Genomic DNA, 23,673 nt, shown 5'->3' with positions numbered 1-23,673 from the left:
CGCGAGGCGCTATCGGAGCCGGCGGGCGATCCGAAGTGCGATCGAGGTGAGCGTCCCGAGGGCGGGGACCTTCGAGGACAGCGCCGCCGCGGCGACCAGCAGGGCGCCGCTCTTGGGACGGCCGCGCGCGAACGCCAGCGCGGCGTCGACGAGCGTCGAGACGATACCGATCTTGTTCAGCGGACCCGCGTCGAGATTTGCCATTGCTCTCGGCTAGAGGCGCGTGCGACGCAAGTACCGCGTCCCTGCGCTCGCAGGGGTGTACGAGCCGCCGGAGCGCGGCCGGACAGTGCGGTCGCTACGGGAACGAAAGCGAGAGTGACGGGGGAGCGGGTTCAGTCCGAGAGGATAGATACGTCGGCGGAGCTCTCGACGGCGGCCGGTTCGCCGCGTTCGAGGCGGTCGAGGCGGTCCATGATGGTGTGGACCTCGTCGCCCGCGGTGCAGGGGGCGACGTGGCGCAGTTCCTCGCCCTCGTACTCGGCCAGGCCCATCACGGGGAGGACGATGGCGGAGCGCGGCTCGTCGGTCGCGTCGTTCGCCACGTCGTGTTTCTGGTAGAACGACTCCAGCGAGACGTTGTTCGACAGCGCCCACTGCTTGAACTCCGCGACGCGATTGAGGATGTACTCGCCCTCCTCGGTGCGGGCGCCCGCCGAGTCGCGGGCGATCTGTTTGCCCCAGACGATGACCGAGTACCCCTCGATCTCGTCCTCGGCGTCGAGGCGGTCGAGCCGGTCGATGACCGCCTCCTGTCGGTTGTGCGCGCCGTCCGGCAGCAGCGACCGGACGTAGAGTTCGATCCGCGGCTGTGTCCCCGTCATCGTACCCTATCCAGCGAGCGGGGAGATGAAAAAACTTCTGCTGTTTTTCCCGATATACCCATGTTTGTGTTTGTCAGGCCGGTAATACACCCCTTTCCCTGAACGAACGTTAATTTCCGTTCCGATCTCCTTTCGATATTCCGGCGAACGGATGGATTCGATTAAAGTCGTAGTATTATTCGACTATCGTCGAAATCCTTCGGGTGGACCGACGGTGGTATCCGGCGGGGAGACGGACGGAGACAGCGGTCCGTCGCGGGAGCGGGGACAGTCGCGGGAGTAGCGGCGACGTACCGCGCGGAAGGGACTCTGTGAACCGCGGGGTCGCGGTCCGGATGCGGGGGCGTGTCGGTGGTGGACCCGGTCACGGCGGCCCGGGGTTCGCCTTGTCGGCTCGTGGGAGTGTTCGCCAAGTTTGAATAGTGTCGGCGTCGAACTTCCGGAATGGGAGATTCAGATGGATATTGCTGATATTGCCACCAGCGAGTACGTCACGGTCGACGTGGACGAGCGCTTGGGCAAAGTCCGGTCGAAGTTCGAGCGAGAGAACCCCAAGGGCCTGATCGTCACCGACGACGGCGAGTACGCTGGGATCGTCACGCAGAAACAGTTGGTGCAGTCTCACATCGAAGACAACACGAAGGCCAGCGCGATGATGCAGCCGGCGCCCAAGGTCGAGCGCACCGACGACGTGCGCGAGGTCGCCCGCGTCCTCGTCGAGGGCGGGACCAAGGTCGCCCCCGTCTTCGAGGCCGACCGCCTCTGGGGGATCGTCACCGAGGACGCGATCCTCGAGGCGGTCCTCGAGAACCTCGACGCCCTCTCGGTCGTCGACATCTACACGGACGACGTCGTCACCGTCACCGAGGACACCAACGTCGGCCAGGCGATCAACCTCCTCCGCGAACACGGGATCTCCCGGCTCCCCGTGCTCGACGAGGACGGCAACCTCTCGGGGATGGTCACCCGCCACGACATCGTCGACATCGTCGTCCGCGACATGGACAAGGCCACCCGCGGCGAGCGCGCCGGCGACATCGAGCGCGTGCTCGACCTGCCCGTCTACGACGAGATGTCCAGCCCGGTCGCCACGACGACCCTCGACGAGTCCGTCCGCGACGCCGTCGAGCGCATGCTCGACAACGACTACGCCGGGCTCGTGGTCACGCCCGAGGGCGACGACAGCGTCGTCGAGGGCATCCTCACCAAGACCGACGTGCTCCGCGCGCTGACGTTCACCGAGGAGCAGCACATGGATGTCCAGATCACGAACATCAAGCTCCTCGATACGATCAGTCGCGAGGACATCCGCCAGCGCATCGAGCGCGTCGCCGACAAGTACGGGGACATGCAGGTCCAGCACTGCCACGTCCGCTTCCACGAGCACAAGGAGAAGCTCCGCGGGACGCCCCTGATCCGCTCGCAGATCCGCCTGCGCACCAACAAGGGCCAGGCCGCCGGCTCCGGCGAGGGCTACGGCGCCGACTCCGCGTTCGGCGTCGCCCTCGACAAGCTCGAACGCAACGTCCTCGAACTCAAGGACGTCCAGGCCGACGAGGAGTACCGCGGCCAGCTGCTCCGCAAGCTCGGCGAACTGTAAGGACTGCGCGAACGTCGACCGCGACGGCGGGCCGACGCGACGGCCGGTCCGCCCTCCTCGCTGTGAACGCCCCGCCCCCGCTTCCGCGTCGACCGACGACGCTACTCCGAGTAGCCTTCCTGGAGGAACGCGCCCTCCGCCTCGTACACGTTGACCAGCTCCTCGACCAGTTCGGCGAGCGATTCGTCCTCCTCGAGGTGCCCCTCCATCCGCTCGGCGAGGTCGTCGTCGATCTCGATTGTGGTGGTCATGTGAAACCGTGACTTCCGGTTGGGCAGCGAAGGAAAAGAACCTGATGGGGGGAGCCGCAGGGACCGCCGGGGTCGCCGGAGGGCCGACCCGACTCACTCCGCCGTCGGGTCGCCGTCGGACCGCGGCACGTCGGTGGGGTCGCGGTCGCGGATCTGCGGCAGACTCGGGTCCCGGTGCGGGTTGCGCCCGAAGACCGCCCCGCGCAGGTCCTGCTCGTCCAGCTGGTCCTGTAGCGTCCGGTGCAACCGGTTGACGCTCGTCACGTCCAGCCCGACCAGGTCCATCAGCGTCCGGTACCGGGGGTCCTCCTTGATCGAGTCGAACCGCTCGTGGAGATCCGCCAGCGATTCGGGCGGTTGCTCGGCGATCCACTCCTGGTCCTGCAGCCCGAGGATGCGCTGGCGCTCGTCGTCGACGACGTGCTGGATCACGACCAGCGCGACCTTCTGGATCGCGCGCTGGCTGCCGAACACCGTCAGGTCCAGATCCGTCATGATGCCCAGCGCCCGGTCGCGCTCCCACGGCGTCAGCGCCAGCCGGTTGCAGAAGGCGTGGGTGATACGGGCCTTCTCTAGGCGGTGCATCCGCTCGGCGTGGCCGGCCATCGCCGGGTGTTGCTCGTCGTGGAGCCGCCGGAGGTTCTCGCTCACGTCCTCGTCGGGGTTCTCGGCCCGGCCGATGAGCGTCGCGCTCGGCGTCGTCACGTCCCAGCGCCGAAAGGCCTCGTCTTTGACCGCCTCGACTCGCCCGAGCGACCCGTCGCCCGGTCGCGTGCTCACGTCCCGTTCCGCGCGCGGGTCGACCGGCTCGCTACTGGTCCGAAGTCCGTGGTCGGCCCTGTCGCGTCCCCCGTTCATCTCGTCGGCCTTCGCCCTCGCGACTATAGAAACCTCCGGCTGAGCGGTCGTAGAGAACGAAAAGAACCGACCGCTTCCGCTTACTATAGACCCTTGTGACGAGAACCACTTAAAGAACTGATTGCCAGTGGGAGCGGTGCGAGAGTAAGTACGGCCCGAACGTTCGGAGACGGCGTGGTCGCTGGCCGGTCGACGGTCCCGCAGAGCTCCGCTTACTATAGACCGTTGTGACGAGAATGACTTAAAAGACTTCGCGACCGGAGACGCCCGCTGCAGAAAGCCCGACTGGGACAGAGCATCAGCTGAGCGGTCGCGAGTCTCCGCAGAACTCCGCTTACTATAGACCGTTGTGACGAGAACCACTTAAAGAACCGGCGCCGTCAGCGCTCGGGACTCGTGAGGTGATACAGCGACTCGAACTCGCCCACGTCCCGACCGTCTTCGAGCACTTCCTGCATGACCGCTTTGTGCTCTTCATCGATGTCGTGGTCGGAGTCCGCGTACTGGTCCCAGACGCGGTCGATGTCCTCCGCCTCCATGTAGTAGACCAGATGCGGGCCGTCGTCCGTGTGTTCGAGGAACGCCGATTCGGTCAGCATCCCTTCGTCGCGGAGGGTCTCCTCGGCCTCGTCGCTCCGGTCGCGAACCTCGGCCATCCACGCTTTCAGCCGGTCGACTTCGTCTCCCTTCACGCGCTGTTTCACCATCACGACATCGGTCATTTCGCGTGAACGATACGGCGCGGGGTCGCTTATCCATTGGGTGCGTTTGGGACAGCGTGTCACGATTTCCGACAGCGTATCACGCTCGCGGAGACAGCGAGGGAGCGACGCTCCCACACTGTTCGCATCGAGGCGCTCCGAAGTCGCGCCTCGCACCGCTCGACAGCGCGCGCCACCGCACCGCAACCGCTCACTGTGTCACCAGTCGCTAGCAGACGCCGAGCGAAACGAGCGAAAGAACTGCGAAAGAAGTGGGTCTGTACGCCCTTACTGGAAGCCGATGCGACCGCCCGAACGGGGGCCCTGTCGGCTCTGGCCGCCGCTCTTGAACTCCTCTTCCATCTGCTCGTAGTAGTCGCGGATGTCGTCGGTGATCGTGGGGCGAACGTTCTCCATGGCCTGGCGGAAGTGACGCATGTCGACGATTTCGGCGTCGTCGTCCTCCCGCAGGGCCTCGATGGCGGCCTCCCGGCCGATGGATTCGAGGTCGGACCCGACGAACCCCTCGGTTATCTCGGCCATCTCGCGGAGGCTCACGTCGGCGCTGAGCGGCTGGTCCTCCGTGTGGATGCGGAGGATCTGCTCGCGACCTTCGACGTCGGGCTCGCCGATCATCACGAGGCGGTCGAACCGACCGGAGCGGATGAGCGCGGGGTCGATCATGTCCGGGCGGTTGGTCGCGCCGATGACCATCACGTCCTCCATGTCCTCCAGCCCGTCGAGTTCGGTCAACAGCTGGTTGACGACCCGTTCGGAGACGTTACTGCCCACGTCGCCGCCGCGGCCGGGCGCCAGCGAGTCCAGCTCGTCGAAGAAGATCACCGTCGGGGCGACCTGCTTCGCCTTGCGGAACGTCTGGCGGATGGCCTTCTCCGATTCGCCGACCCACTTCGACAGCAGTTGCGGGCCGCGCACGCTGATGAAGTTGGCGTCGGTCTCGTTGGCGACGGCCTTGGCCATCAGCGTCTTCCCGGTGCCGGGCGGGCCGTACAGCAGGACGCCCGACGGCGGGTCGATGCCCATCCGCTGGAACTTCTCGGGCTTGTTCAGCGGCCACTCGACGGACTCCTGGACCTTGCCCTTGGCCTCTTCGAGGCCGCCGACGTCGTCCCAGGAGACCTTCGGCAACTCGACGAGGACCTCCCGCATCGCGCTCGGACTCACCTCGTTCAGGGCGCCGCGGAAGTCCTCGCGCTTGATGATCATCCGGTCGATGAGACTCGGCGGGATGTCCTCCTCGTCCAGATCGATCTCGGGGAGGTACCGGCGCAGGGCCTTCATCGCGGCCTCCTTCGTGAGGCTCTCGATGTCGGCGCCGACGAAGCCGTGGGTCTCGTCGGCCAGCCGACCGAGCGTCACGTCGTCCGACAGCGGCATGCCGCGGGTGTGGATCTGGAGGATCTCCTCGCGACCGACCTCGTCGGGGACGCCGATCTCGATCTCGCGGTCGAACCGACCCGGGCGACGGAGCGCGGGGTCGACCGAATCGACGCGGTTCGTGGCGGCGATGACGATGACCTGGCCCCGGGACTCGAGGCCGTCCATCATCGTCAGCAGCTGGGCGACGACGCGGCGTTCGACCTCACCGGTCACGTCCTCGCGCTTGGGGGCGATGGAGTCCAGCTCGTCGATGAAGATGATAGAGGGGGATTCCTCGCTGGCGTCCTCGAAGATCTCACGTAACTGCTGTTCCGATTCCCCGTAGTACTTGGAGATGATCTCCGGACCGGCGATAGAGAAGAAACTCGCGGAGGTCTCGTTGGCGACGGCCTTGGCCAGCAGCGTCTTCCCGGTGCCGGGCGGGCCGTGCAGCAGGACCCCCTGGGGCGGCTCGATCCCGAGTTTCTTGAATATCTGGGGGTGTTTCATCGGGAGTTCGACCATCTCCCGGACGCGCTGGATCTCCGACTGGAGACCGCCGATGTCCTCGTAGGTGATCCCGCCGCCGGTCTTCTCGAAGCCGGAGATGGGTTCCTCGCGGAGCTCGACCTCGGTGTCCTCGGTGATGAGACAGACGCCCTCCGGTTCGGTCTCGACGGCGATCAGCGGGATCGCCTGGCCGGGCGAGCGCATGAACGGGTGGTTCGTCGAGGACATCACCGGGACGATGTCGCGCTCGACGACCGGCCGCTTGAGGATCTGCCGCTTGACCATGCCGGCGGCGTCGGAGCCGAACTGCACGCTCGCTTCCTCGGGCGGCGCGAGGACGAGCTTGTCGGCCTTCTCGGCGTCGGCCTTGCGGATCTCGACGCGCTCGCCGATGCCGACATCGGCGTTCTGTCGCGTGAAGCCGTCGATGCGGACGGTGTCGGTGTTCCAGTCCTGGCGGTCCGCGCGCCAGACCTTCGCGGCGGTCACCTCGCTGCCCTCGATCTCGATGATGTCGCCGGGAGAGAGCTTGAGGTGGAGGAGCGTGTCGGGATCCAGCCGGGCGATGCCGCGCCCCGAGTCGTTCGGGTACGCTTTCGCCACTTCTAGTTGCACTTCGTTCATAGTGGAGTGGGAGTGTGTCTCACTCGGGTACCCCCGCGGATATGCTTTTTGCCTCCGGCGGTTCCCTCGGTCGAACGACACTGACTCGGCGGTCGGCCCCCGTCGAACGGTCGGCCCGCGATCGGGCGATCAGAGGGCCTCCGATCCGAGCGTCGCTCGGAGGTCCGCGGCGGTCACGTGGCCCGGCGACGGGAGTCGGAACCCCGTCGGAGTGACCGGACCGTTTTTCCCGCCGCCGCGCGCTCGTAACGATGTATGCGAACCCTCGCGTTCGACGGTCGGATGGGTGCCAGCGGCGACATGCTCCTCGGCGCGCTCGTGGCGGCCGGCGCCGACCCGGCGGTGCTGGACCCCGTCGAAGAGGCCCTGCCCGTCCGCTACGAGGTCCGGGCGGTCACGAAGAACGGTATCGCCGCCACCGCCCTCGACGTGCGCCACGCCGAAGCGGGCGACGAGCGCGACGACGATAGCCACGACCACGAGGGGGGCGATGACCACGGCCACGACCACGAGGGGGGCGATGACCACGGCCACGACCACGGAGGCGACGGCCACAGCCACGACCACGAGGGGGGCGATGACCACGGCCACGACCACGGAGGCGACGGCCACGAACACGGTCACGCCGAGGGCGCGGGGCCGAACCGGACGTACGCCGAGGTGGTCGACCTCGTCGAGTCGATGGGGCTCCCCGACGGCGTCGAACGGGACGCGCTCGCAGTCTTCGAACTACTCGGCGAGGCGGAGGCGAGCGTCCACGGCACCGATATCGACGAGACGCACTTCCACGAGGTCGGCGCCGACGACGCCATCGCGGACGTGGTCGGCGTCGCGCTCCTCGTCGACGACCTCGATGTCGAGCGCCTGGTGACGACGCCGCTGGCGGCCGGGAGCGGCGAGGTGTCGATGAGCCACGGCACCTACCCGGTCCCGGCCCCGGCGGTCGTCGAACTCGCCGAGCGCGCCGACTGGTCGCTGAAAGGCGGTCCGGTCGAACGGGAACTCCTGACGCCCACGGGTGCGGCGCTGCTGGCCCACTACGCCGACGGCGTGGACGCGCTCCCGGATCTGGACGTGTCGGCGTCGGGCTACGGCGCCGGCGGCTACGACCTCGCCGAGTACCCCAACGTCCTCCGGGCCATCGTCGGCGAGTCCCGGGGCGGCCTCTCCCGGGACGCCATCACGGTGCTGGAGACGAACCTCGACGACGCGACGCCCGAGGTGCTGGGCGGGCTCCAGGCGTCGCTCGCCGACGCGGGCGCGCGGGACGTGTCCATCCTTCCGGCGACGATGAAGAAATCACGGCCGGGCCACCTCGTCAAGGTCGTCACCAAGCCGGAGGACGCCCAGCGGGTCGCGCGACGGCTGGCCGAAGAGACCGGGACGCTGGGCGTCCGCGAACACGGGGCCGGTCACCGCTGGATCGCCGACCGCGAGGTCCGAACCGTCGAAGTCGCGATCGACGGCGGAACACACGAGGTGGCGGTCAAGGTCGGGAGCGACGACGGGGGGGCGGTGTTCGACGTGAGCGCCGAGTACGACGACGCGGCGGCGGTCGCCGAGGAGACCGGACTCCCCGTTCGCGAGGTCGCCCGCCGCGCGGAGGCGGCCGCGCGAGAATGACCGAGACGGTCCTCGTCGTCGGCGCCAGCGGCTACCTCGGCCGGTCGGTCGTCTGGCGACTCCGGGAAGCCGCCGACCGGCCCGGCCGGCCCGACCGTCGCGTTCTCGGGACGTACTGCTCGGAGCCGGGACCGACCGCCGAGGTGGCGTTCGACTTCTGGACCGACGACGCGGGCGAACTGGTCGACGCGCACGGCGTCGACACCGTGGTGTTCGCGGCGGCGGTCGAGTACGGCGGCGACGCGGACACCGGCGAGTCGGGGGTCGATTCGACGTTCGTCGAGCGCGCCGAGCGGTTCGCAGCCGGGTGTTCGGGCGCCCGCGTCGTGTACGTCTCCAGCGCGTCGGTGTTCGACGGGACCGGGTCGCGGTACGTCGAGAGCGACCCCCGTTCACCGCGGGACGACTACGGTCGACGGCTCGTCGCGTTCGAGGACGCTATCGACGCCCGCTGCGACGACGCGGCGACGGTGCGGACGAGCTACCTGTTCGGCTTCTCGACCGGCCGACTCGACCGACGACTGGCGCGGACGCGGGACCACCTCGACCGCGGCGAGTCGGTCGCCTACTTCGCGGACATGTACAAGAGTCCGGTGCTCGTGACCGACGCGGCCGAGACGGTCGCGACGCTGGTCGACGGGGACGCGACCGGCGTCGTCCACGTCCCGACGCCGCGGGTCAGCGTCTACGACTTCCACTGCGAGGCGATGGCCGCGCTCGGGTACGGCCCCGAACCGATCGAACGGGACTCGATCCCCGAGGACATGGACGTGGCCCCCGACACGTCGCTGGCCTCCGAGCGGTTCGACTCGCTCGTCGGCTCCGAACCGTCGGCGGTCGGCGAGGGGCTCCGCTCGCAGGTCGACGCAGGCGAGTCGAAGTGAGGTGGGCGGAAGGCGGGGGACAGCGGTCCGGAACGGACCGGTTCACTCCCCGTCGTCGCGGTGTTCGGCCAGCGCTTCGTCCATCGATAACTCGCCGAGCGCGACCCGTCGAGCCAGGTCCTCGTCGATCGCGCGGTTGGCGTCGCCCGCCTCGCGCGAGCGTTCCTTGATCCGCTGGAGTTCGCCGGCGGTCGGTTCGATCGTGCGCGACTCGACGCGGTCGCCGGACAGGCGGGCGATGTTGACGGCGGCGAGCACGTCGCCCATGCCGCGGGCGCCGGTGCCGAGATACGGGGTCGTCCCGGTTTCGTCGACGAGTTCGACCGGGGCCCCCTCCAGGTCGTCGATGATCTTCGCCCCCTGGAGGCGCGCGCCGTCGCCGACTCGAACCAGCGGGTCGACGGCGTCGTCGACCTCCTCGCGGACGACGTCGGCGGCGTCGGCCAGCGGGACGTGGAACGTCGCGACGACCATGTCGCCGGAGAGCACGGCGACGCCCGGTCGCTCTCCCGGGTCGACGCCGACGACGGTGCGACCGCTGCCGCCGCGGAGGATAGCGAGCACTTCGTCGACGGCCTTGCGCGGGTCGTCGGGGTCGGCGCGGACGACCGGCACGTCGTCGGGGTTCGGCGGCTCCTCGCTGGCGGCGCTGACGACGACCGTCGTCCGCTCGGGCAACTCGTCGTCGAGTTCGATCGTCGTGAACGTCACCCCGCGGTCGCGTAGCTCGTTGACCACGCCGTGGTAGACCTCGAAATCCGCCGTCGCGACGACTATCACACACCGAGTTGGCGACCCTCCCACCTAAGTGTTCGAGTGTCGGGTCCGACCTCGGTCGCGACGCCGGCCGCGGCTCGCGGGGCACCGGCCGCACCTCGGAACGGTTCATCTGCCGCGGCTCGCGGGGCATCCGCCGCGTCTCAGAACGGGACCTCGTCGAGCGGTCCCGGCGCGTCGTCGTCGCACCGGAGGACGGCGCCGCCGTCCGCGTCCGTGAACACCGGGCTCTCCCCGTCCGATTCGAGTGCCGGTGGGCGGTCCCACGCGGCGTCGCCGTCGGCGGTCGCCGCGGTGGCGGCCGTCGCCAACCAGTGGGTCCCCGGTTCGTGGTCGGCCGTCAGCGTCGGAACGACCGTCCGGGCGGCGACGAGGTTCGTGTTCGGGTCCTGGTGAACCACGTCGCCGGTCCGCTGGTCCCCGAACCCGCGGACGCCGCTGGCGCCCCCGGGGTAGCGGACGACCGCGCTCCCCTCGTCGGTCTCGTGCTCGACGGCACCGTCGGCTCCCTCGCCGCTGCGGTCCATCGGGAAGCCACCTTCGACGCTTTCGAGGGGGCGCTCGGTGTCGATCCGGTGGACGCGGACGTGCCACGGCGTCGCCGGTGCGACCCAGGTGTCGACGGTCACGTCGTCCCAGGGGTGGGACCGACTGTAGAGTGTGTCACCGTCGACCGCCGTCCGGGAGATGTCCGAGCGGACGCGGTACGAGCGGCCGTCCTCGGTCAGCGCGAGCGCGCTGTCGACGCCGGCGCCGGCCGGCCCCGCGGCGCGGCTCCGCACGGAGAACCCGAAGTCCGTCGAGTAGGCGAACTTCCCGTACTTCTCGGCGTAGTGGCTGTCCTGGCCGGCCGTCAGCGCGTAGTGGTGGCCCGCGCCGCGGTCGCGACAGACCACCGCGTTCGCGCGCGGCTGGACCGTCTCGGCCGGCGCCTCGCCGAACGGCTCCTCCTCGGCCGCCCAGAAGGGGTGGTCCTCGGGCAGCGCCAGCGGCAGGAACGCCTTCGTCGCCCAGTAGGGCGACCCCGGGGAGTTGTACGGCTCGCTCGGCTTGAGCGTCGGGTAGCGGTAGCCGACCGAGAGCACGCCGTCACCCGAGAAGATCGGTTGGTCGGCCCACCAGCGGATGTTTCGCGCCCAGAGGCCGCGGATCTGGCCCCACGGGAGTGCCTCGACGCCGGCGAACGCGAGCGCACCCCAGAACGACGCCTGCGCGAACCGGTAGGTGAGGCTGCGCCCGAACGGGAGCCCCTGCCCGCCGTCGGCGAACCAGTGGCGATATTCCGACGCGAACTCGCGGGCCCGCTCGCGCAGGCGGTCGGCGCGCTCGGGGTCGGCGTCGCCGGCCAGTTCCGCGTAGATCAGTCCGTCGGCGTGCATCTCCCACGCGACGTAGTGGTCGCGCGGCCCCTCCGGACCGTCGGCGTACCAGCCGTCGCCCAGGTAGAACGACTCCAGGCGGTCCATCGCCGCTTCGGCGCCGTCCCAGTCGTGGTCCGCGCCGACCGCCCGGAGCCCGAGCGCGACCAGAACTCGCCAGTACAGCCAGTTGCAGTCGTGCAGCGCCGCCTCCTCGACCTGCTGGAGATAGCGAGTCACGTTCGCCCGCGCCTCGTCGTCGAGCGGGTCCCACAGCCGGTCGCCCGCGAGCGCGAGCGCGACGCCGATCGGAGCGAGTTCGACGTGTTTCTGGGAGTAGTCGCCGGCGGGGCCCCAGTACTCCGGGTGGTCGGGGTCGGTCCCGTTGACGAGACCGCTCCGGTAGCGTTCCCAGTCGTCGAAGTGGCCGCCGCCCGCTTCCAGCGCCGCCAGCCCCCACAGCGGTCGGGCGAACCCTTCCATCCCCGCCTCGGTCTCGGAGTGGGCGGCGCCGCGCGGGTCCGGGTCTACCCGCGCTCGACCGGGGCTGAAGTGGGGTTTCAGCGGTTCGTACAGGTCGACGACGGCGGTCCCGAACTCCGAGCGGCTCCGCAGCGGATTGTCCGCGAACGGGTTCATATCGCGGGTGCTCGCCGGGTGTCCGGATAAAGCCACGGGACCGACCGCGGCCGGCCCCGTCGCCGCTGGGGCCGCCGGGCACCCTTCGGCGCGACCGAGTACGAGCGTTTTTGTCGGGTGGCGGCCAACCTCCGGTCGTGAGCGAGCGCATCCCGACCGGCTGCGAGGCCATCGACGACCTGCTGGGCGGCGGGTTCGAGCGCGGCGCGGTCACGCAGGTCTACGGCCCGCCCGCCGCCGGCAAGACGAACATCGTCCTCTCGGCGGCCGTCGAGCTCGCCGCCGTCGGCGACTCGGCGCTCGTCGTCGACACCGAGGGCCTCTCGGTCGACCGGATGGAGCAACTCGCCGGCGCCGGCGGGCGCGACGCCGACGACGTGGCCTCCCGGCTCGTCGTCACCGAGGCCTACACCTTCGAGGAGCAGGAGGAGGCGGTCCGCGACACCGAGGAGTTCGTCGACGTCGTCGACTTCATCGCCGTCGACAGCGCCACCGGGTTCTACCGCCTCCAGCGCACCGAACAGGAGGAGGGCGAGGCGCTGCGCGCCGTCGGTCGGCAGCTGGCGCACCTGCTCTCGCTGGCCCGCAAACACGACATCGCCGTCGCCTTCACCAACCAGGTGTACACCGACATCGACTCCGAGCAGGCCCGCGCGCTCGGCGGCCACACCCTCAACCACTGGTCGGCGACCATCCTCCGCGTCGACCGGTTCCGGGGCGGCAACCGCCGAGCCACCCTGGAGAAACACCGCGCGAAGGCCGCCGGCGAGAAGGCGCAGTTCACGATCACCGACGAGGGGCTCGTGAGCGGCGAACCGCGGTAGTCGACGCGCCGGAGCGTCGCCTCTCCGTCCGGTTCGCGTGGGAGTCGACTCTCGTTTCCGGTCGATCCCCGACTCCCGAACACACCGCTCGAAGCGAGACGGGCGAGACGGAGCCGGTCAGTCGTCGTCGCGCTCGGCGGCGCTCCCGTCGCCGTCCGTCGCCTCCCCGCCGTCGGAGCGGGGCTCCGACGAGGTGTCGCTCGCGTCACTCGCGACGCCGCCGTCGATGGCGAGCGCGGTCTCGCGCTGGCGTTCGAACCAGGCCCACTCGCGGCCGTGCTGGTCGGTCTCCTTGAGGTCCCAGGGGTCGCCGTCGGTGACCTCGGGGCCTTCCAGCCAGGACTGGACGAGGTTCCAGACGAAGATTATCTGGCCGAACGCCAGCAGGAGCGCCCCGAGCGTCGCCGAGCGGTGCAGGGCGGCGAAGAACAGTTCCGGGCCGACCGAGAGGTCGTAAGTGGCGTATCGGCGGGGCATCCCGGCGTAACCGAGGACGATCATCGGGAAGAAGGTGAGGTTCGTGCCGACCATCGTCAGCCAGAAGTGCCACTTCGCCAGGGTCTGCTGGTACATCCGCCCCGTGTAGATGGGGAACCAGTAGTAGATCCCCGCGAAGACGGCGAAGGCGATGCCGCCCATGATGACGTAGTGGAAGTGCGCGACGACGTGGTAGGTGTCGTGCAACAGGAGGTCGACGGGGATGGAGGCCTCGAAGACTCCGGTGACGCCGCCGACGATGAAGTTCGCGATGAACCCGACGCAGAAGAGGAACGGAGCGGTCAGGCGCAGGCGCCCGTTCCACATCGTCGCGATCCAGTTGAACGTCTTGACGGCGCTCGGGATCGCGATGGAGATGGTCACGGCCATGAAACCCGCCCGCAGGCGCGGGTCGATCCCGGTCGCGAACATGTGGTGGGCCCAGACGCCGAACGAGAGCACCCCGAGCGCCAGCGTGGAGTAGACGACGAACTTGAACCCGAACAGTTTCCGACCGGTGAACTTCGGCAGGATGTAGCTGACCAGCCCCATCGGCGGGAGGACGAGGATGTACACCTCGGGGTGGCCGAAGAACCAGAACAGGTGTTGCCACAGCAGCGGCCCGCCGCCCTCCCCCAGCGCGTAGAACGTCGTCCCGAGGTTGCGGTCGAGCAGCAGCATGACGATCGCCGACCCCAGCAGCGGGAACGCGAAGATGATCTGTCCGGACTGGGTGAGCACCGTCCACGAGAAGATGTCGAGGTTCGCCCAGTTGACCGCCTCGCCGCGCTCGGTGACGATGGTCGCGACGAAGTTGATCGCGCCCATCGTCGCCGAGACCCCCGTCAGATGCAGCCCGAGCAGCATCAGGTCCACGGCGGGGTTCGGTTGCTCGACCGACAGCGGGGTGTACATCGTCCACGCGGTCTGGGCGGGCGCGAGGCTCGGCAGGAAAAAGCCCGACCAGATGAGGACGGCCCCGGGCGGGAGCAGCCAGAAGGCGATGGCGTTGATCCGCGGGAACGCCATGTCGTCGGCGCCGATCAGCAGGGGGACGAAGTAGTTCGAGAACGCCGCCAGCATCGGCGTCCCGAACAGGAATAGCATCGTGATCCCGTGGCTGGTCAACAGCCCGTTGTAGAGCGTGCTGTCGACGAAGTTCGTGGTCGGCGTGACCAGCTCCAGCCGCATCAGCATGACGGCGACCCCGCCCCAGGCGAACGCGAGGACGGCGAAGACGCCGTACATCAGCCCGATGTCCTTGTGGTCGACCGTCGTCAACCAGCGAACGATCCCGCTCGGTTTGTGGGCGCGCTCCTCGCCCGCGCCGTAGCCACCGGCGGCGCCACCGCCGCCGACGACCGGCGTGTACGAGCGCCAGTCCTCCAGTCGAACGACCCAGACGAACACGCCCAGCAGAAACGCTGCCGTCAGCCCCGACAGCGTCAGTGTCGCGATATCGGCCATGTGCCGGGGGTGTTCGCCCCCTCGGCCCCTGGGTGTTCCCGGGAACGTGTTCGGACCGTTTACGTACGGTTATCCCCGCGCCCGCTGGACGAACACGCCGAGGACGAGGGAGGCGTAGGCGAGCGAACCGGCCAGCGCGAGCGCGCGCCCCGTCGTCCGTGCGAGCGCGACCGGGACGACCGCCCCGGCGAGTTCGAGGCCCAGCCCGCCGGCGATCAGTCCCATCGCGACGCGCGCGAGGCGGTCGCCGGCGCCGGGGAACCGCCCGACCGTCGGCGGGTAGAACTGGAACGTCACGCCGACGATCGACAGCCCGAGGAAGCCGAGCAGGTTCAGCCGGTGGTGGACGGCGACCAGCGCCGGGTCGACGCTCCCGAACGCGAACGAGAGCCCGAGCGCGACGGCGAGGACACCGAACCCGACCCCGAGCAACGGTCCGTCGAACCCCACGCGGTCGCGGTCGGTGGCGCGGAAGAGGCGCGCGTAGACGGCGGCGAACCCGACCACGGCGACGGCTTCGAGGACGGCCCCCGCTCGAAAGACCGGGCCGGCGGGCAACCCGGTCGCCAGGAGGGCGGGACCGAGCGCCCCCGGCGGGAGGACGACCCACGGCACCCACGGCGGGAGGTCGACGACCAGAAACCGGGGCAGGAGGCGGAAACCGACGGCGAACAGCAGCAGTGCGGCGCCGCCGGCGGCCAGCAGGTGCGTCGCCCGCGGCGGGTAGCCGTCGAGGAGCGCGGGCACGGCGGCGACGCGACCGGCCAGCGTCGCCCACGACCCGACGGCGAGGTAGGCGAAGACGACCGGGACGAACAGGTTGGCGGCGCGGTCGACGGGTCTGCGGTCGGCGGCGTGGTCGCCGGTGCCCGTCTCGGCGCCGGTGGGGTTGTCCCGGAGCGTCCACCCCAGCGTCGCGAGGAAGACCGCGACGCCGGCCGTCCAGGCCGTCGCACCGACGGCCCCGACCGCGGCCGGCACCGACTCCAGCGGCGCGAGCGCCAGTCCGGCGGTCCCGGCGACGGCCAGCGGCAGGTGGACCGCCGGCGCCGCCGGCCACGCCAGCGACCGGTCGAAGTACGAGGGAACCAGCGCGTAGGCCTTCCCGAAGACGACGCTCAGGACGAAGCCGTACAGGCCGAGAGTCACGGTCGCGCGTCGGGGGAGTCCCGTCACGGCGGCCGCTTGCCAGGCGACCAGCCAGCAGACGCCGCTGGCCACCAGCGCCCGCGACCACCGCGAGAGCGTCGCCGACATACCCCCGAACTCGTCCGCTCGACCCCTCAATCTGGTGGCGAACGCGCTCGGCTGTCCGCACCGTCCCGCAGTCGGCCGCCCGTGCGGGCGACCACGTGGCCGAACATGTTCGCCCAAATCGGCAGGGACCGCGGCGTCGAAGGTCCGGACGCATGCCAGCGACCACGCTCGACATCCGCGACGTGCCGCCGCCGGAGCGCCACCCGATGATCCACGAGGCCTTCGAGGGTCTGGCCAGCGGCGAGACGCTACGGATCGTCAATGACCACGAACCCAAGCCGCTGTTCTACGAGTTCCAGGCCGAAGTCGAGGACTTCGACGCCGAGAACTACGCGGTCGAACGGCGGGACACCGACGAGTTCGTCGCCGACCTCCCGAAGGCATGAGCGAGGTCGTCCACCTCCCCGACCGCGAGGGCGACGGCCGGGGCGTCCTCTTCGAGGGCGCGCCGAAGACGGTCCGACTCGCCCTCGACGAGGGCGACCGCGTCCCGCCCCACCAGCACCCCGACAAAGAGATCGTCTGCCACGTCCTCGAGGGCGCCATCGAGATGACCCTCGGCGACGAGACGGTCGACCTGTCCGCCGGCGACGCCGCGCGGTTCTCCGGCGACCAGGACATCTCGCCGCGGGCCCGCGAGGACAGCGTCGCGCTGCTCGTCCTCGCCGAGGGCTGAGGAGCGGTCGGCGGTTTTCTCACCCGCGGACGCGAGGAAAGCTACTCCCCGAACAGCGCCAGCGCCGTCTCGACGGTCTCGGGGTCGTGTTCGCCGTCGCCGCCGTCGGCCGCCGTCCGGAGGCTTCGCTCGGGCGCCGACAGCAGGCGGGCGACGACCCGGTCGGCCAGCACCTCGACGGCCTCGCGGTCGGCCGCCGAGAGGGATCCGCGGGCGTCGAGTTTCGCGAGCGCCGTCTCGACCTCCCGGTCGCGGACCGCCGCGCCGCGCTCGCGGATCGACGTGAGCGCCGTCTCCGGGTCGGGCGCCTCGGCGGCGGTACCGTCGGCGGCGCGGTCGGGGTCCTCTGCGGCGGTGTCGTCGTCCGGACCCGGTTCCCCGTGGTCGACCGTCGGCGCGGACGACACGCCGGTCATGGCCGCCAGATCGTCGTGACGGTGATATCGCCGCGCTCGACGGTCGCGTAGTCGTAGCCGCGGTCGTCGAGTTTGGGGTAGAGATGCTGGGGTGCGCGGTCGTTCAGCTGGACGAGTACCGCCTCGTCGTCCAGTTCGACCAGCCGTTCGAGCGTGTTCGCCAGCGGTTTCGGCGGCCCCAGCTCGCGCACGTCCAGCGTCTCCCTGGGGGCCTCCGACGGGGCGTCGGTCTCGGCGACGACGGCCTCGGCGTTCACTCCGGTGGACATGGGCGAAGCTACGACGCCGACGCTCCCAGGGGTTGCGCCGAACGTGTTCGGGACGGGGAGTCGGAGATCGGTGCGGGCGGCGGGGAAACGAGGCAGAGACGCGACGCCGACTACTCCTCGATCGGGCGCAGCGTCACGACGTCGCCCTCGTACTCCTCGATGAACGACCCGGGGCCGCCGATACTGACCTCGCCGCCGTCGGTCTCCAGGTAGAGGCTGGTCTCCAGCGTGTAGTCGTTGGTCGACGGCTCGACGAACGCCTGGCGGACCTGGCTGACCCGGCCGGTGACCTCGGGGCCCTCGTCGGTCCGGACGACGGCCTCCAGGTCCGTGCCCTCGCGGCGGTGGAGGACGGCCTCCAGCACCGAGTTTCGGAACCAGTCGAAGGTCCGCGGGAGCTCCCCCGGCTCGCGGACGTGCATCTCCGACGCCGTCGGCCAGTACGCGCCGAAGTACAGGCCGACGATCGAGCCGGCCAGGTTGTCCTCCGTCACGGCGACGGCCTCCTCGTCGACGTGGGTGCCCGAGAGGATGCCCGAGTGGCCGATCATCGCCGCCTCGTCGTCGGCGGCGTACATGAACGGCAGCCGCTCGGACCACGACCGGACGACCGCGGCCGTCTCCTCCAGCCGGGACTCGTCGACTTCCAGGTCCGCCATCCCGCCGATCAGCAGGAAGACGAGCACGCCGCGGTCGACGGCGTCCCGCAGCTCCGGCTCGATGTCCTCGTAAGAGTGGCCGGGAACCGCCACGAGCGCTTCGTTTTCGGCCTCGGTGATGCCCTTTCGGAGTCGCTTGAGCGCCGTCTCACGAGCCTTGATGATCTGGATCTCCGGCGTCTTCGGTTCGGTCTCGTTGAACCGGCGCTCCAGCGTCGGCGTGATCGACTCCAGCCGATTCGACAGCGCGTCGATGGCCTCCTCGGGCGCCAGCGCACGGATGGTCGTCGGCGAGGCGTGGTCGTTGACCCGGACGAGGTCCCGGTCTTCCAGGCGCTCGGCGATGTTGTAGACTGCGCGCTGGGTCACGTCGGCCGCTTCCGCGACCGTCCGGACGGTCGTCTCGCCCTGTTCGAGGATCGCCAGGTAGGTGTCGATCTCCGTGTCCGAGAAGCCGAACACGTTCAGCTCGTCCCTGAGCGTCCCGTCGTCTATCTGCTCGTCGGTCATGATATCGGTCCGTTGAACGCTATCACGTATGGTAGTTCCTCTTGCATGTTCGCTCGGCCCGGTCCCGTCGCGCCTCGGTCGCTCACCACAGCTCCTCGAAGGGGTCCCAATCGGCGCGGATGAACGCCGCCGACGCGACGAAGATGATCGCCAGCATCGCGAAGCTCACGACCGTGACCGCGAACGTCGCGGTCCCCCGCTCGACGAACGGGATCGCCAGGATCAGAAATCCCAGCAACACGGCGCTCGCGGTCAGGAACGCGCGCCAGACTGTCGTCACACCCTCGTCCTCCGTACACGGTGATCGACGGGGGGGAACTTCATGGTCCCGCCGCGGCGTCGACCGACCGGACTGCCGCACGTCGGTGTGAACCGGCGTCGAGCGGGCGGGACCGTCATCGTCAGTCCCCGGCGCTCGGCGACTCCGCCGTGTCGACGCCCTCGAGCGGCTGACTCGACCAGTACTCGTGGTTCGAGTCCGCCCGGTGGCACGCGACGGCCCGGGTGCCGGGCGTCGACTCGGTCTCGCCCAGTTCCGGCGCCTCGCTCACGCAGGCCTCGCGGGCCTCGGGACAGCGGGTGTGGAACCGACAGCCCGTCGGCGGGTCGACCGGGTCCGGGATGTCGATCGACCGGACCGGCGGGTCGGTCATCTCCTGGTCGCTCGGGTCCAGGTTCGCCGTCGCCCAGCGCAGCACCTTCGTGTAGGGGTGCTGGGGGTCGTTCAGCACCTCGTCGGGCGGGCCGACCTCGACGAGTTCGCCGAGGTACATGATCCCGATGCGGCCGTCGGCCTTCTCCGCGAGGTAGCGGGCGTTCGACAGCGTGTGCGAGATGAACACGAAGGAGGTGTTGAACTGCTCCTGCAACTCCAGCAGCAGGTCCATCGTCTCCACGCGCAGGGACACGTCAAGCGCCGAGACGGCCTCGTCGGCGAGGATCACGTCCGGGTTCATCAGCAGCGCCCGCACGAGCGCCACCCGCTGTTGCTCTCCGCCGGAGAGCTGGTGGGGGAAGCGGTTGGCGTAGTCCTCCGGCGGCTGCATCCCGACCCGGTCGAGCAGCGCGTAGATGCGCGCCCGCCGGTCTTCCGTCGACAGATCCGGGTCCCAGCGCTTCAGCGGCGCCTCCAGCGAGGTGACGACCTTCTGGTTGGGGTTGAGCGACGCGCCGGGGTCCTGGTGGATGATCTGCAGCGCCTGGCGGATGTCGCCGAACTCGATATCCGGGTCGCCGACGCGGTCCTTGGCGTCCCAGACGTCCTGGCCGCGGTAGGCGACGGTGCCCTCGGTGGGCCGCTGGACGCCGATGATCGCCTTGCCCAGCGTCGTCTTCCCGCAGCCCGACTCGCCGACCAGCGCCAGCACGTCGTTCTCCGGGATGTCGATGCTCACGTCGTCGACGGCGTGGACCGTCTCGGGCTCGCCGGTCAGCGAGTCGAGCAGCCCCTGCTCCTCCTCGAAGTGGATCGACACGTCGTCCAGCGAGACGACCGTCTCCTCGTCGGGCGCGGCGAGCGCGTCGCCGGCGCCGGTCGCGGTCTCCGAGCCGAACCCTTCGGCGTCGGCCTCGGTCGCGGCCTCCTCGGCCGTCTCGTCGATCGCGCCCGCGATCTCCTCGGCGTCGAACGGGACGGCCTCCTCGGCCCGCTCGTGGTGGAAGCAGGCCGAGCGCTGGTCCGGGCCGGCGTCGTACCACTCGGGTTTCTCCTCGTGACAGCGCTGGTCGGCCAGCGGACAGCGCGGCGCGTAGTGACAGCCGTTCGGAACGTGCGCGGGGTTCGGCGCCGTCCCCTCGATGGGTTGCATCGTGTCCAGCGGCGCGTCGAGGTTCGGCACCGCCTTCAGCAGCGCCCTGGTGTAGGGGTGGCTCGAATCGCGGACGATCCGCTCGCTCGGGCCGACCTCCGCGAGTTCGAACGCGTAGAGGATGGCCAGCCGGTCGGCCAGCCCCGCGACCAGCGGCAGGTCGTGCGTGATGAAGAGGATCGACAGCTCGTATTTGTCCTTGATGTCGTCGAGCAGCGAGAGGATCGACCGCTGCATCAGCAGGTCGAGCGCCGCGGTCGGCTCGTCCATCAGCAGCACGTCCGGTTCGAGGATGAGCGACAGGGCGATCAGCGCCCGCTGGCTCATCCCGCCCGACAGCTCGTGAGCGTAGGCGTTCAGGACCCGCTCGGGGTCGAGATACAGGTCCGACAGCAGCTGATGGGCCCGCTCCATGCCCTCGTCGACGTCGTAGTCGTGGGCCTTCAGCGTCTCCTCGAAGTGCCCGCCGATGGTCATCGTGGGGTTGAACGAGGAGAGGGCGCCCTGGAAGACCATCGAGATCTCCTCCCAGCGGAACTGCTTGAGGTCGTCGCCCTCCAGGTCGAGGACGTGGACCGGGTCGGCGTTCGCCGAGGGGTAGTAGCGCACGTCGCCGGTGGTGATCCCCGGCTCCTCGACGGCGTCCATCATCGCGTTGGCGAGCATGGACTTGCCCGACCCCGACTCGCCGACGCAGCCGAGGATCTCCCCGCGGCGCAGGTCGAGGCTCACGTCGTCTAACACCATCGCGTCGCGGGCCTGCAGGTCGTAGGTGACGCTGACGTTGCGCACCTCGACGATGGGGTCGTCGGTCGCCGCGGCGGTCTCGTCGCGGCCCCGCGAGGGGCCGTCGGTGTCGGTACCGGTCGTGTCGTCGCGTGTGCTGGCCATATCAGATACCTCCCGTGGCCGCGCTGGTGGCGCCGCCGGGGCCGCCGGCGTCGCCGTCGTCGTCCTCCTCGCCGCCGTCTTCGACGGTCTTGGCGTGGCGAGCCCGCACTCGCGGGTTGAACACGCGGTCGGCCCCCTGCGCGAGCAGGGTCAAGCCGAGCGCGAGGACGATGATCGTCACCATCGGCACGAGCAGCCAGTGGAACGCCGCCGCCGAGGATGTCGCTCCCGCGCGGTTGACGGCCGCGTTCATCATGACGCCCCAGTTGTTGCTGTTGTACGGCAGGACGCCGAGGAAGTACAGCCCGACCGCCCCGAAGATGACCGCGCGGGCCTGCCGGACGAAGTTCATCGAGATGTACGGCATCAGGTTCGGGACGATGTCGCTGCCGATGATCTTCGGCGTCCCGATGCCCATGATCCGCGAGGCCTCGACGTACTCGGCGTCCCGCAGCGTCAGCACCTGCGAGCGGATCGCGCGTGCGAGCCCCGCCCAGGCGTTGATAGTGATGAGGACGCCGATGACGATCGGGTGGCCCTCGATCTGCAGCACCGCCGCGAGGACGATCGTCAGCGGCAGGCCCGGGATGGTCATCATCACGTCGGTGATCGTCATCAGGACGCTGTCGACGCGCCCGCCCTTGTAGCCGGCGAGCGTGCCGATAGCCGTCCCGAGGACGACCGTGAACACCGCGCCAGCGGTGATCATCAACAGCATCGCGGGCGTCGCGTAGACGGTTTGCGAGAGGATGTCGATACCCATGTCGGTCGTCCCGAAGGGATGCTCCAGCGTCCGGAACGCCCCGATCAGTCGCCCGCCCTGGTTGGGCGAGGGCTCGGCGACGATGTGCGGCCCGACGATTCCCATGAACAGGTACAGCGTGACGACGACGACGCCGAAGCGGGCCCGCCAGTCGTCCCAGACGATCCGGGCCGGCGCGAGTATCTTCTCGTCGAACCACTGCCGGCGGCGCTCGCTCTCGCTGAGCGTCACGTCCGCCATCTGCTCGAACTCGGAGACGCCGCCGGGTCCCCGACCGGCGGAGGGGCGACCGGCGCCGCCGGCCTCACCGCCGTCGGCGCGGAGTTCGGCCGACGAATCGTCCGGGTCGCCGGTAGCAGGGAGCCGGCCCTTCCAGGCGTGCCCGGAGATGGCCGGCCGCGACGGCCCGGGGTCGTCGTCGGTCCCGGTGACCGTCTCCGGATCGATGGCGTCGTCGTTGCCCGCGATCGCGTCGAAGGCGGGGTCGGCGTCGGAATCGTCCGACCGCGGGTCGTCGCCCCGCTCGCGGCTCGCTCCGCTCTCCGCTCGCGTCTCCGAGCCGCTTCGCGGCTCGCTATCAGTAGGACTCACGAGAGGCACCTCCTCGGGCGCGCGGGTCGAGCCAGCCGTAGGTCAGGTCGGCGATCGTGATGCCGATGACCATCGCGACGGTGATGAGGATGAACCCGCCCATCATCAGCGGGTAGTCGCGGGCGCTGATGGCCTGGATGAGGTAGAACCCCACGCCCGGGTACGCGAAGATGTTCTCGATGATGACCGCGCCGCCGAAGACGGTCCCGATGGCGATCATCAGGCCGGTGTACATCGGCAGGATGGCGTTGCGCGCGACGTACCGCAGGGCGATCCGCCGGGTCGAGAGCCCGCGCAGCCGCGCCACGCGGAGGTAGTCCTCGCCGAGGACGCGGATGGCGTTGCCCCGCATCGACAGCGCCCAGCCGCCGAAGCCGACGACGGCCATCGAGGCGATCGGCATCGCCCCGTGATAGAGGACGCTCAGCAGGAACTCGGGGTTGGTGAGCGCGGGGTCCAGCGCGGAGTTGTAGCGCCCGCCGGTCGGGAAGATCTGGTAGCGATACCCCATGTACGCGACGAGCAACAGCGCGACGACGTAGCCCGGCGTCGAGTTGAGCACGAGGCCGACGCCGGTGGCCCCGACGTCGAACCGCGACCCCTCCTTGTAGGCCATGACCGCGCCCAGCGAGACGCCGACCGTGAAGGCGATGAACAGCGCCGAGGCGGTCAGAAAGACCGTCCACGGGATCGCCGGGCCGATGATGCTCGCGACGGGGTCGCCGTACCAGACCGACTGGCCGAACTCGCCCTGCGCGAGACCGACCATGTAGTCGACGTACTGGAGGTAAACGGGCTCGTCCGGGTTGATCCCCGACTGGGCCTCGATGCGCCTGTTGATGGCCTCGGGCGAGAGGCTACTGCCCCCCTGCTCCATGATCTGCGCCCGGAGGTAGTCCATCGGTCCTCCCGGCAGGAGTCTGATGAGGGCGAAGCTGAACGACACCACCGCGAAGACGGTGAACACCGACTGTCCGAGGCGTTTGACGAAGTATTTCATGTGTGAAAGCGTGTGCGGTGCCGCCCGTTAGCTCCA

General features: G+C 69.6%; 23 protein-coding genes. 6 read left to right on the top strand and 17 right to left on the bottom strand.

Annotated features, from left to right (window positions below; all coding sequences use genetic code 11):
- Window positions 1-9 precede the first annotated feature (9 nt).
- Window positions 10-204 carry a hypothetical protein gene (locus HZS55_RS12490; RefSeq protein ID WP_179907990.1) on the bottom strand — a complete coding sequence of 65 codons (195 nt, stop codon included), beginning with the start codon at window positions 202-204 and terminating at the stop codon, window positions 10-12.
- A 131-nt stretch (window positions 205-335) separates the two neighbouring features.
- Window positions 336-824: an HTH domain-containing protein gene (locus HZS55_RS12485; RefSeq protein WP_179907989.1), complete on the bottom strand. Its 489-nt coding sequence runs from the start codon at window positions 822-824 to the stop codon at window positions 336-338.
- Between the two features lie 457 nt (window positions 825-1,281).
- Here HZS55_RS12485 and HZS55_RS12480 point away from each other — a divergent pair, with 457 nt between their 5' ends.
- Window positions 1,282-2,424 (top strand): CBS domain-containing protein, encoded by a 1,143-nt coding sequence (locus HZS55_RS12480; RefSeq protein WP_179907988.1) that lies wholly within the window; start codon window positions 1,282-1,284, stop codon window positions 2,422-2,424.
- A 101-nt stretch (window positions 2,425-2,525) separates the two neighbouring features.
- Here the strand turns inward: HZS55_RS12480 and HZS55_RS12475 are convergent, their stop codons facing one another.
- The 4 genes from HZS55_RS12475 to HZS55_RS12460 all read right to left on the bottom strand — a co-directional run bounded on the left by HZS55_RS12475 (window position 2,526) and on the right by HZS55_RS12460 (window position 6,748).
- Complete coding sequence (locus HZS55_RS12475; RefSeq protein WP_179907987.1) at window positions 2,526-2,675, bottom strand: DUF7557 family protein; 150 nt, start codon at window positions 2,673-2,675, stop codon at window positions 2,526-2,528.
- Window positions 2,676-2,768: 93 nt separating this feature from the next.
- On the bottom strand, window positions 2,769-3,533 hold the full coding sequence (locus HZS55_RS12470; RefSeq protein ID WP_179907986.1) for a DNA-directed RNA polymerase subunit epsilon: 765 nt from the start codon (window positions 3,531-3,533) through the stop codon (window positions 2,769-2,771).
- 380 nt (window positions 3,534-3,913) lie between these two features.
- Window positions 3,914-4,255 carry a DUF6176 family protein gene (locus HZS55_RS12465; RefSeq protein ID WP_179907985.1) on the bottom strand — a complete coding sequence of 114 codons (342 nt, stop codon included), beginning with the start codon at window positions 4,253-4,255 and terminating at the stop codon, window positions 3,914-3,916.
- 267 nt (window positions 4,256-4,522) lie between these two features.
- On the bottom strand, window positions 4,523-6,748 hold the full coding sequence (locus HZS55_RS12460) for a CDC48 family AAA ATPase (protein WP_179907984.1): 2,226 nt from the start codon (window positions 6,746-6,748) through the stop codon (window positions 4,523-4,525).
- Between the two features lie 255 nt (window positions 6,749-7,003).
- Here HZS55_RS12460 and larC point away from each other — a divergent pair, with 255 nt between their 5' ends.
- The gene (gene larC, locus HZS55_RS12455) at window positions 7,004-8,371 is read left to right on the top strand and encodes a nickel pincer cofactor biosynthesis protein LarC (protein ID WP_179907983.1); all 1,368 of its coding nucleotides are present in this window, start codon (window positions 7,004-7,006) and stop codon (window positions 8,369-8,371) included.
- Window positions 8,368-9,255, top strand: a complete 888-nt coding sequence (locus HZS55_RS12450) for a sugar nucleotide-binding protein (protein WP_179907982.1) — start codon at window positions 8,368-8,370, stop codon at window positions 9,253-9,255. Before larC ends, HZS55_RS12450 begins: the two co-directional genes overlap by 4 nt.
- Before the next feature lie 42 nt (window positions 9,256-9,297).
- Here the strand turns inward: HZS55_RS12450 and HZS55_RS12445 are convergent, their stop codons facing one another.
- Together HZS55_RS12445 and HZS55_RS12440 are read right to left on the bottom strand one after the other, a co-directional pair.
- Window positions 9,298-10,035, bottom strand: coding sequence for a hypothetical protein (locus HZS55_RS12445; RefSeq protein ID WP_179907981.1), 738 nt, complete (start codon window positions 10,033-10,035; stop codon window positions 9,298-9,300).
- Between the two features lie 140 nt (window positions 10,036-10,175).
- Window positions 10,176-12,029 carry a DUF2264 domain-containing protein gene (locus tag HZS55_RS12440; RefSeq protein ID WP_179907980.1) on the bottom strand — a complete coding sequence of 618 codons (1,854 nt, stop codon included), beginning with the start codon at window positions 12,027-12,029 and terminating at the stop codon, window positions 10,176-10,178.
- A 137-nt stretch (window positions 12,030-12,166) separates the two neighbouring features.
- Here HZS55_RS12440 and radB point away from each other — a divergent pair, with 137 nt between their 5' ends.
- A complete protein-coding gene (gene radB / locus HZS55_RS12435; protein ID WP_179907979.1) occupies window positions 12,167-12,853 on the top strand; it encodes a DNA repair and recombination protein RadB in 687 nt (228 codons plus the stop codon).
- Window positions 12,854-12,970: 117 nt separating this feature from the next.
- Here the strand turns inward: radB and HZS55_RS12430 are convergent, their stop codons facing one another.
- Both HZS55_RS12430 and HZS55_RS12425 read right to left on the bottom strand, forming a co-directional pair.
- Window positions 12,971-14,797: a cytochrome c oxidase subunit I gene (locus HZS55_RS12430; protein WP_179907978.1), complete on the bottom strand. Its 1,827-nt coding sequence runs from the start codon at window positions 14,795-14,797 to the stop codon at window positions 12,971-12,973.
- A gap of 69 nt (window positions 14,798-14,866) precedes the next feature.
- Window positions 14,867-16,054: a hypothetical protein gene (locus HZS55_RS12425; protein WP_179907977.1), complete on the bottom strand. Its 1,188-nt coding sequence runs from the start codon at window positions 16,052-16,054 to the stop codon at window positions 14,867-14,869.
- Between the two features lie 152 nt (window positions 16,055-16,206).
- On the opposite strand from HZS55_RS12425, the gene HZS55_RS12420 reads away from it, so the two are divergent.
- A complete protein-coding gene (locus HZS55_RS12420) occupies window positions 16,207-16,440 on the top strand; it encodes a DUF2249 domain-containing protein (protein WP_179907976.1) in 234 nt (77 codons plus the stop codon).
- Window positions 16,437-16,730 carry a cupin domain-containing protein gene (locus HZS55_RS12415; protein ID WP_179907975.1) on the top strand — a complete coding sequence of 98 codons (294 nt, stop codon included), beginning with the start codon at window positions 16,437-16,439 and terminating at the stop codon, window positions 16,728-16,730. Before HZS55_RS12420 ends, HZS55_RS12415 begins: the two co-directional genes overlap by 4 nt.
- A gap of 41 nt (window positions 16,731-16,771) precedes the next feature.
- On the opposite strand, the gene HZS55_RS12410 is transcribed toward HZS55_RS12415, so the two are convergent.
- The 7 genes from HZS55_RS12410 to HZS55_RS12380 all read right to left on the bottom strand — a co-directional run bounded on the left by HZS55_RS12410 (window position 16,772) and on the right by HZS55_RS12380 (window position 23,637).
- Complete coding sequence (locus HZS55_RS12410; RefSeq protein ID WP_179907974.1) at window positions 16,772-17,146, bottom strand: hypothetical protein; 375 nt, start codon at window positions 17,144-17,146, stop codon at window positions 16,772-16,774.
- Entirely contained in the window at window positions 17,143-17,415 is a 273-nt protein-coding gene (locus HZS55_RS12405) for a DUF2249 domain-containing protein (RefSeq protein ID WP_179907973.1), read from the bottom strand. The genes HZS55_RS12410 and HZS55_RS12405 overlap by 4 nt, the downstream gene beginning before the upstream one ends.
- A 110-nt stretch (window positions 17,416-17,525) precedes the next feature.
- Window positions 17,526-18,584: a TrmB family transcriptional regulator gene (locus HZS55_RS12400; protein WP_179907972.1), complete on the bottom strand. Its 1,059-nt coding sequence runs from the start codon at window positions 18,582-18,584 to the stop codon at window positions 17,526-17,528.
- A gap of 82 nt (window positions 18,585-18,666) precedes the next feature.
- Window positions 18,667-18,864 (bottom strand): hypothetical protein, encoded by a 198-nt coding sequence (locus HZS55_RS12395; protein WP_179907971.1) that lies wholly within the window; start codon window positions 18,862-18,864, stop codon window positions 18,667-18,669.
- 121 nt (window positions 18,865-18,985) lie between these two features.
- Window positions 18,986-21,283 carry an ABC transporter ATP-binding protein gene (locus HZS55_RS12390; RefSeq protein WP_179907970.1) on the bottom strand — a complete coding sequence of 766 codons (2,298 nt, stop codon included), beginning with the start codon at window positions 21,281-21,283 and terminating at the stop codon, window positions 18,986-18,988.
- A gap of 1 nt (window position 21,284) precedes the next feature.
- Complete coding sequence (locus tag HZS55_RS12385; protein ID WP_246308250.1) at window positions 21,285-22,637, bottom strand: ABC transporter permease; 1,353 nt, start codon at window positions 22,635-22,637, stop codon at window positions 21,285-21,287.
- Window positions 22,624-23,637 (bottom strand): ABC transporter permease, encoded by a 1,014-nt coding sequence (locus HZS55_RS12380; protein ID WP_179907968.1) that lies wholly within the window; start codon window positions 23,635-23,637, stop codon window positions 22,624-22,626. The genes HZS55_RS12385 and HZS55_RS12380 overlap by 14 nt, the downstream gene beginning before the upstream one ends.
- Between the last annotated feature and the right edge of the window lie 36 nt (window positions 23,638-23,673).

Origin of the sequence: Halosimplex rubrum, from assembly GCF_013415885.1 — an archaeon.
In the GTDB taxonomy this organism is placed as follows: domain Archaea; phylum Halobacteriota; class Halobacteria; order Halobacteriales; family Haloarculaceae; genus Halosimplex; species Halosimplex rubrum.
The sequence above is the reverse complement of the archived record's forward strand: the minus strand, read 5'-3'. Positions and strand labels throughout refer to the sequence as shown.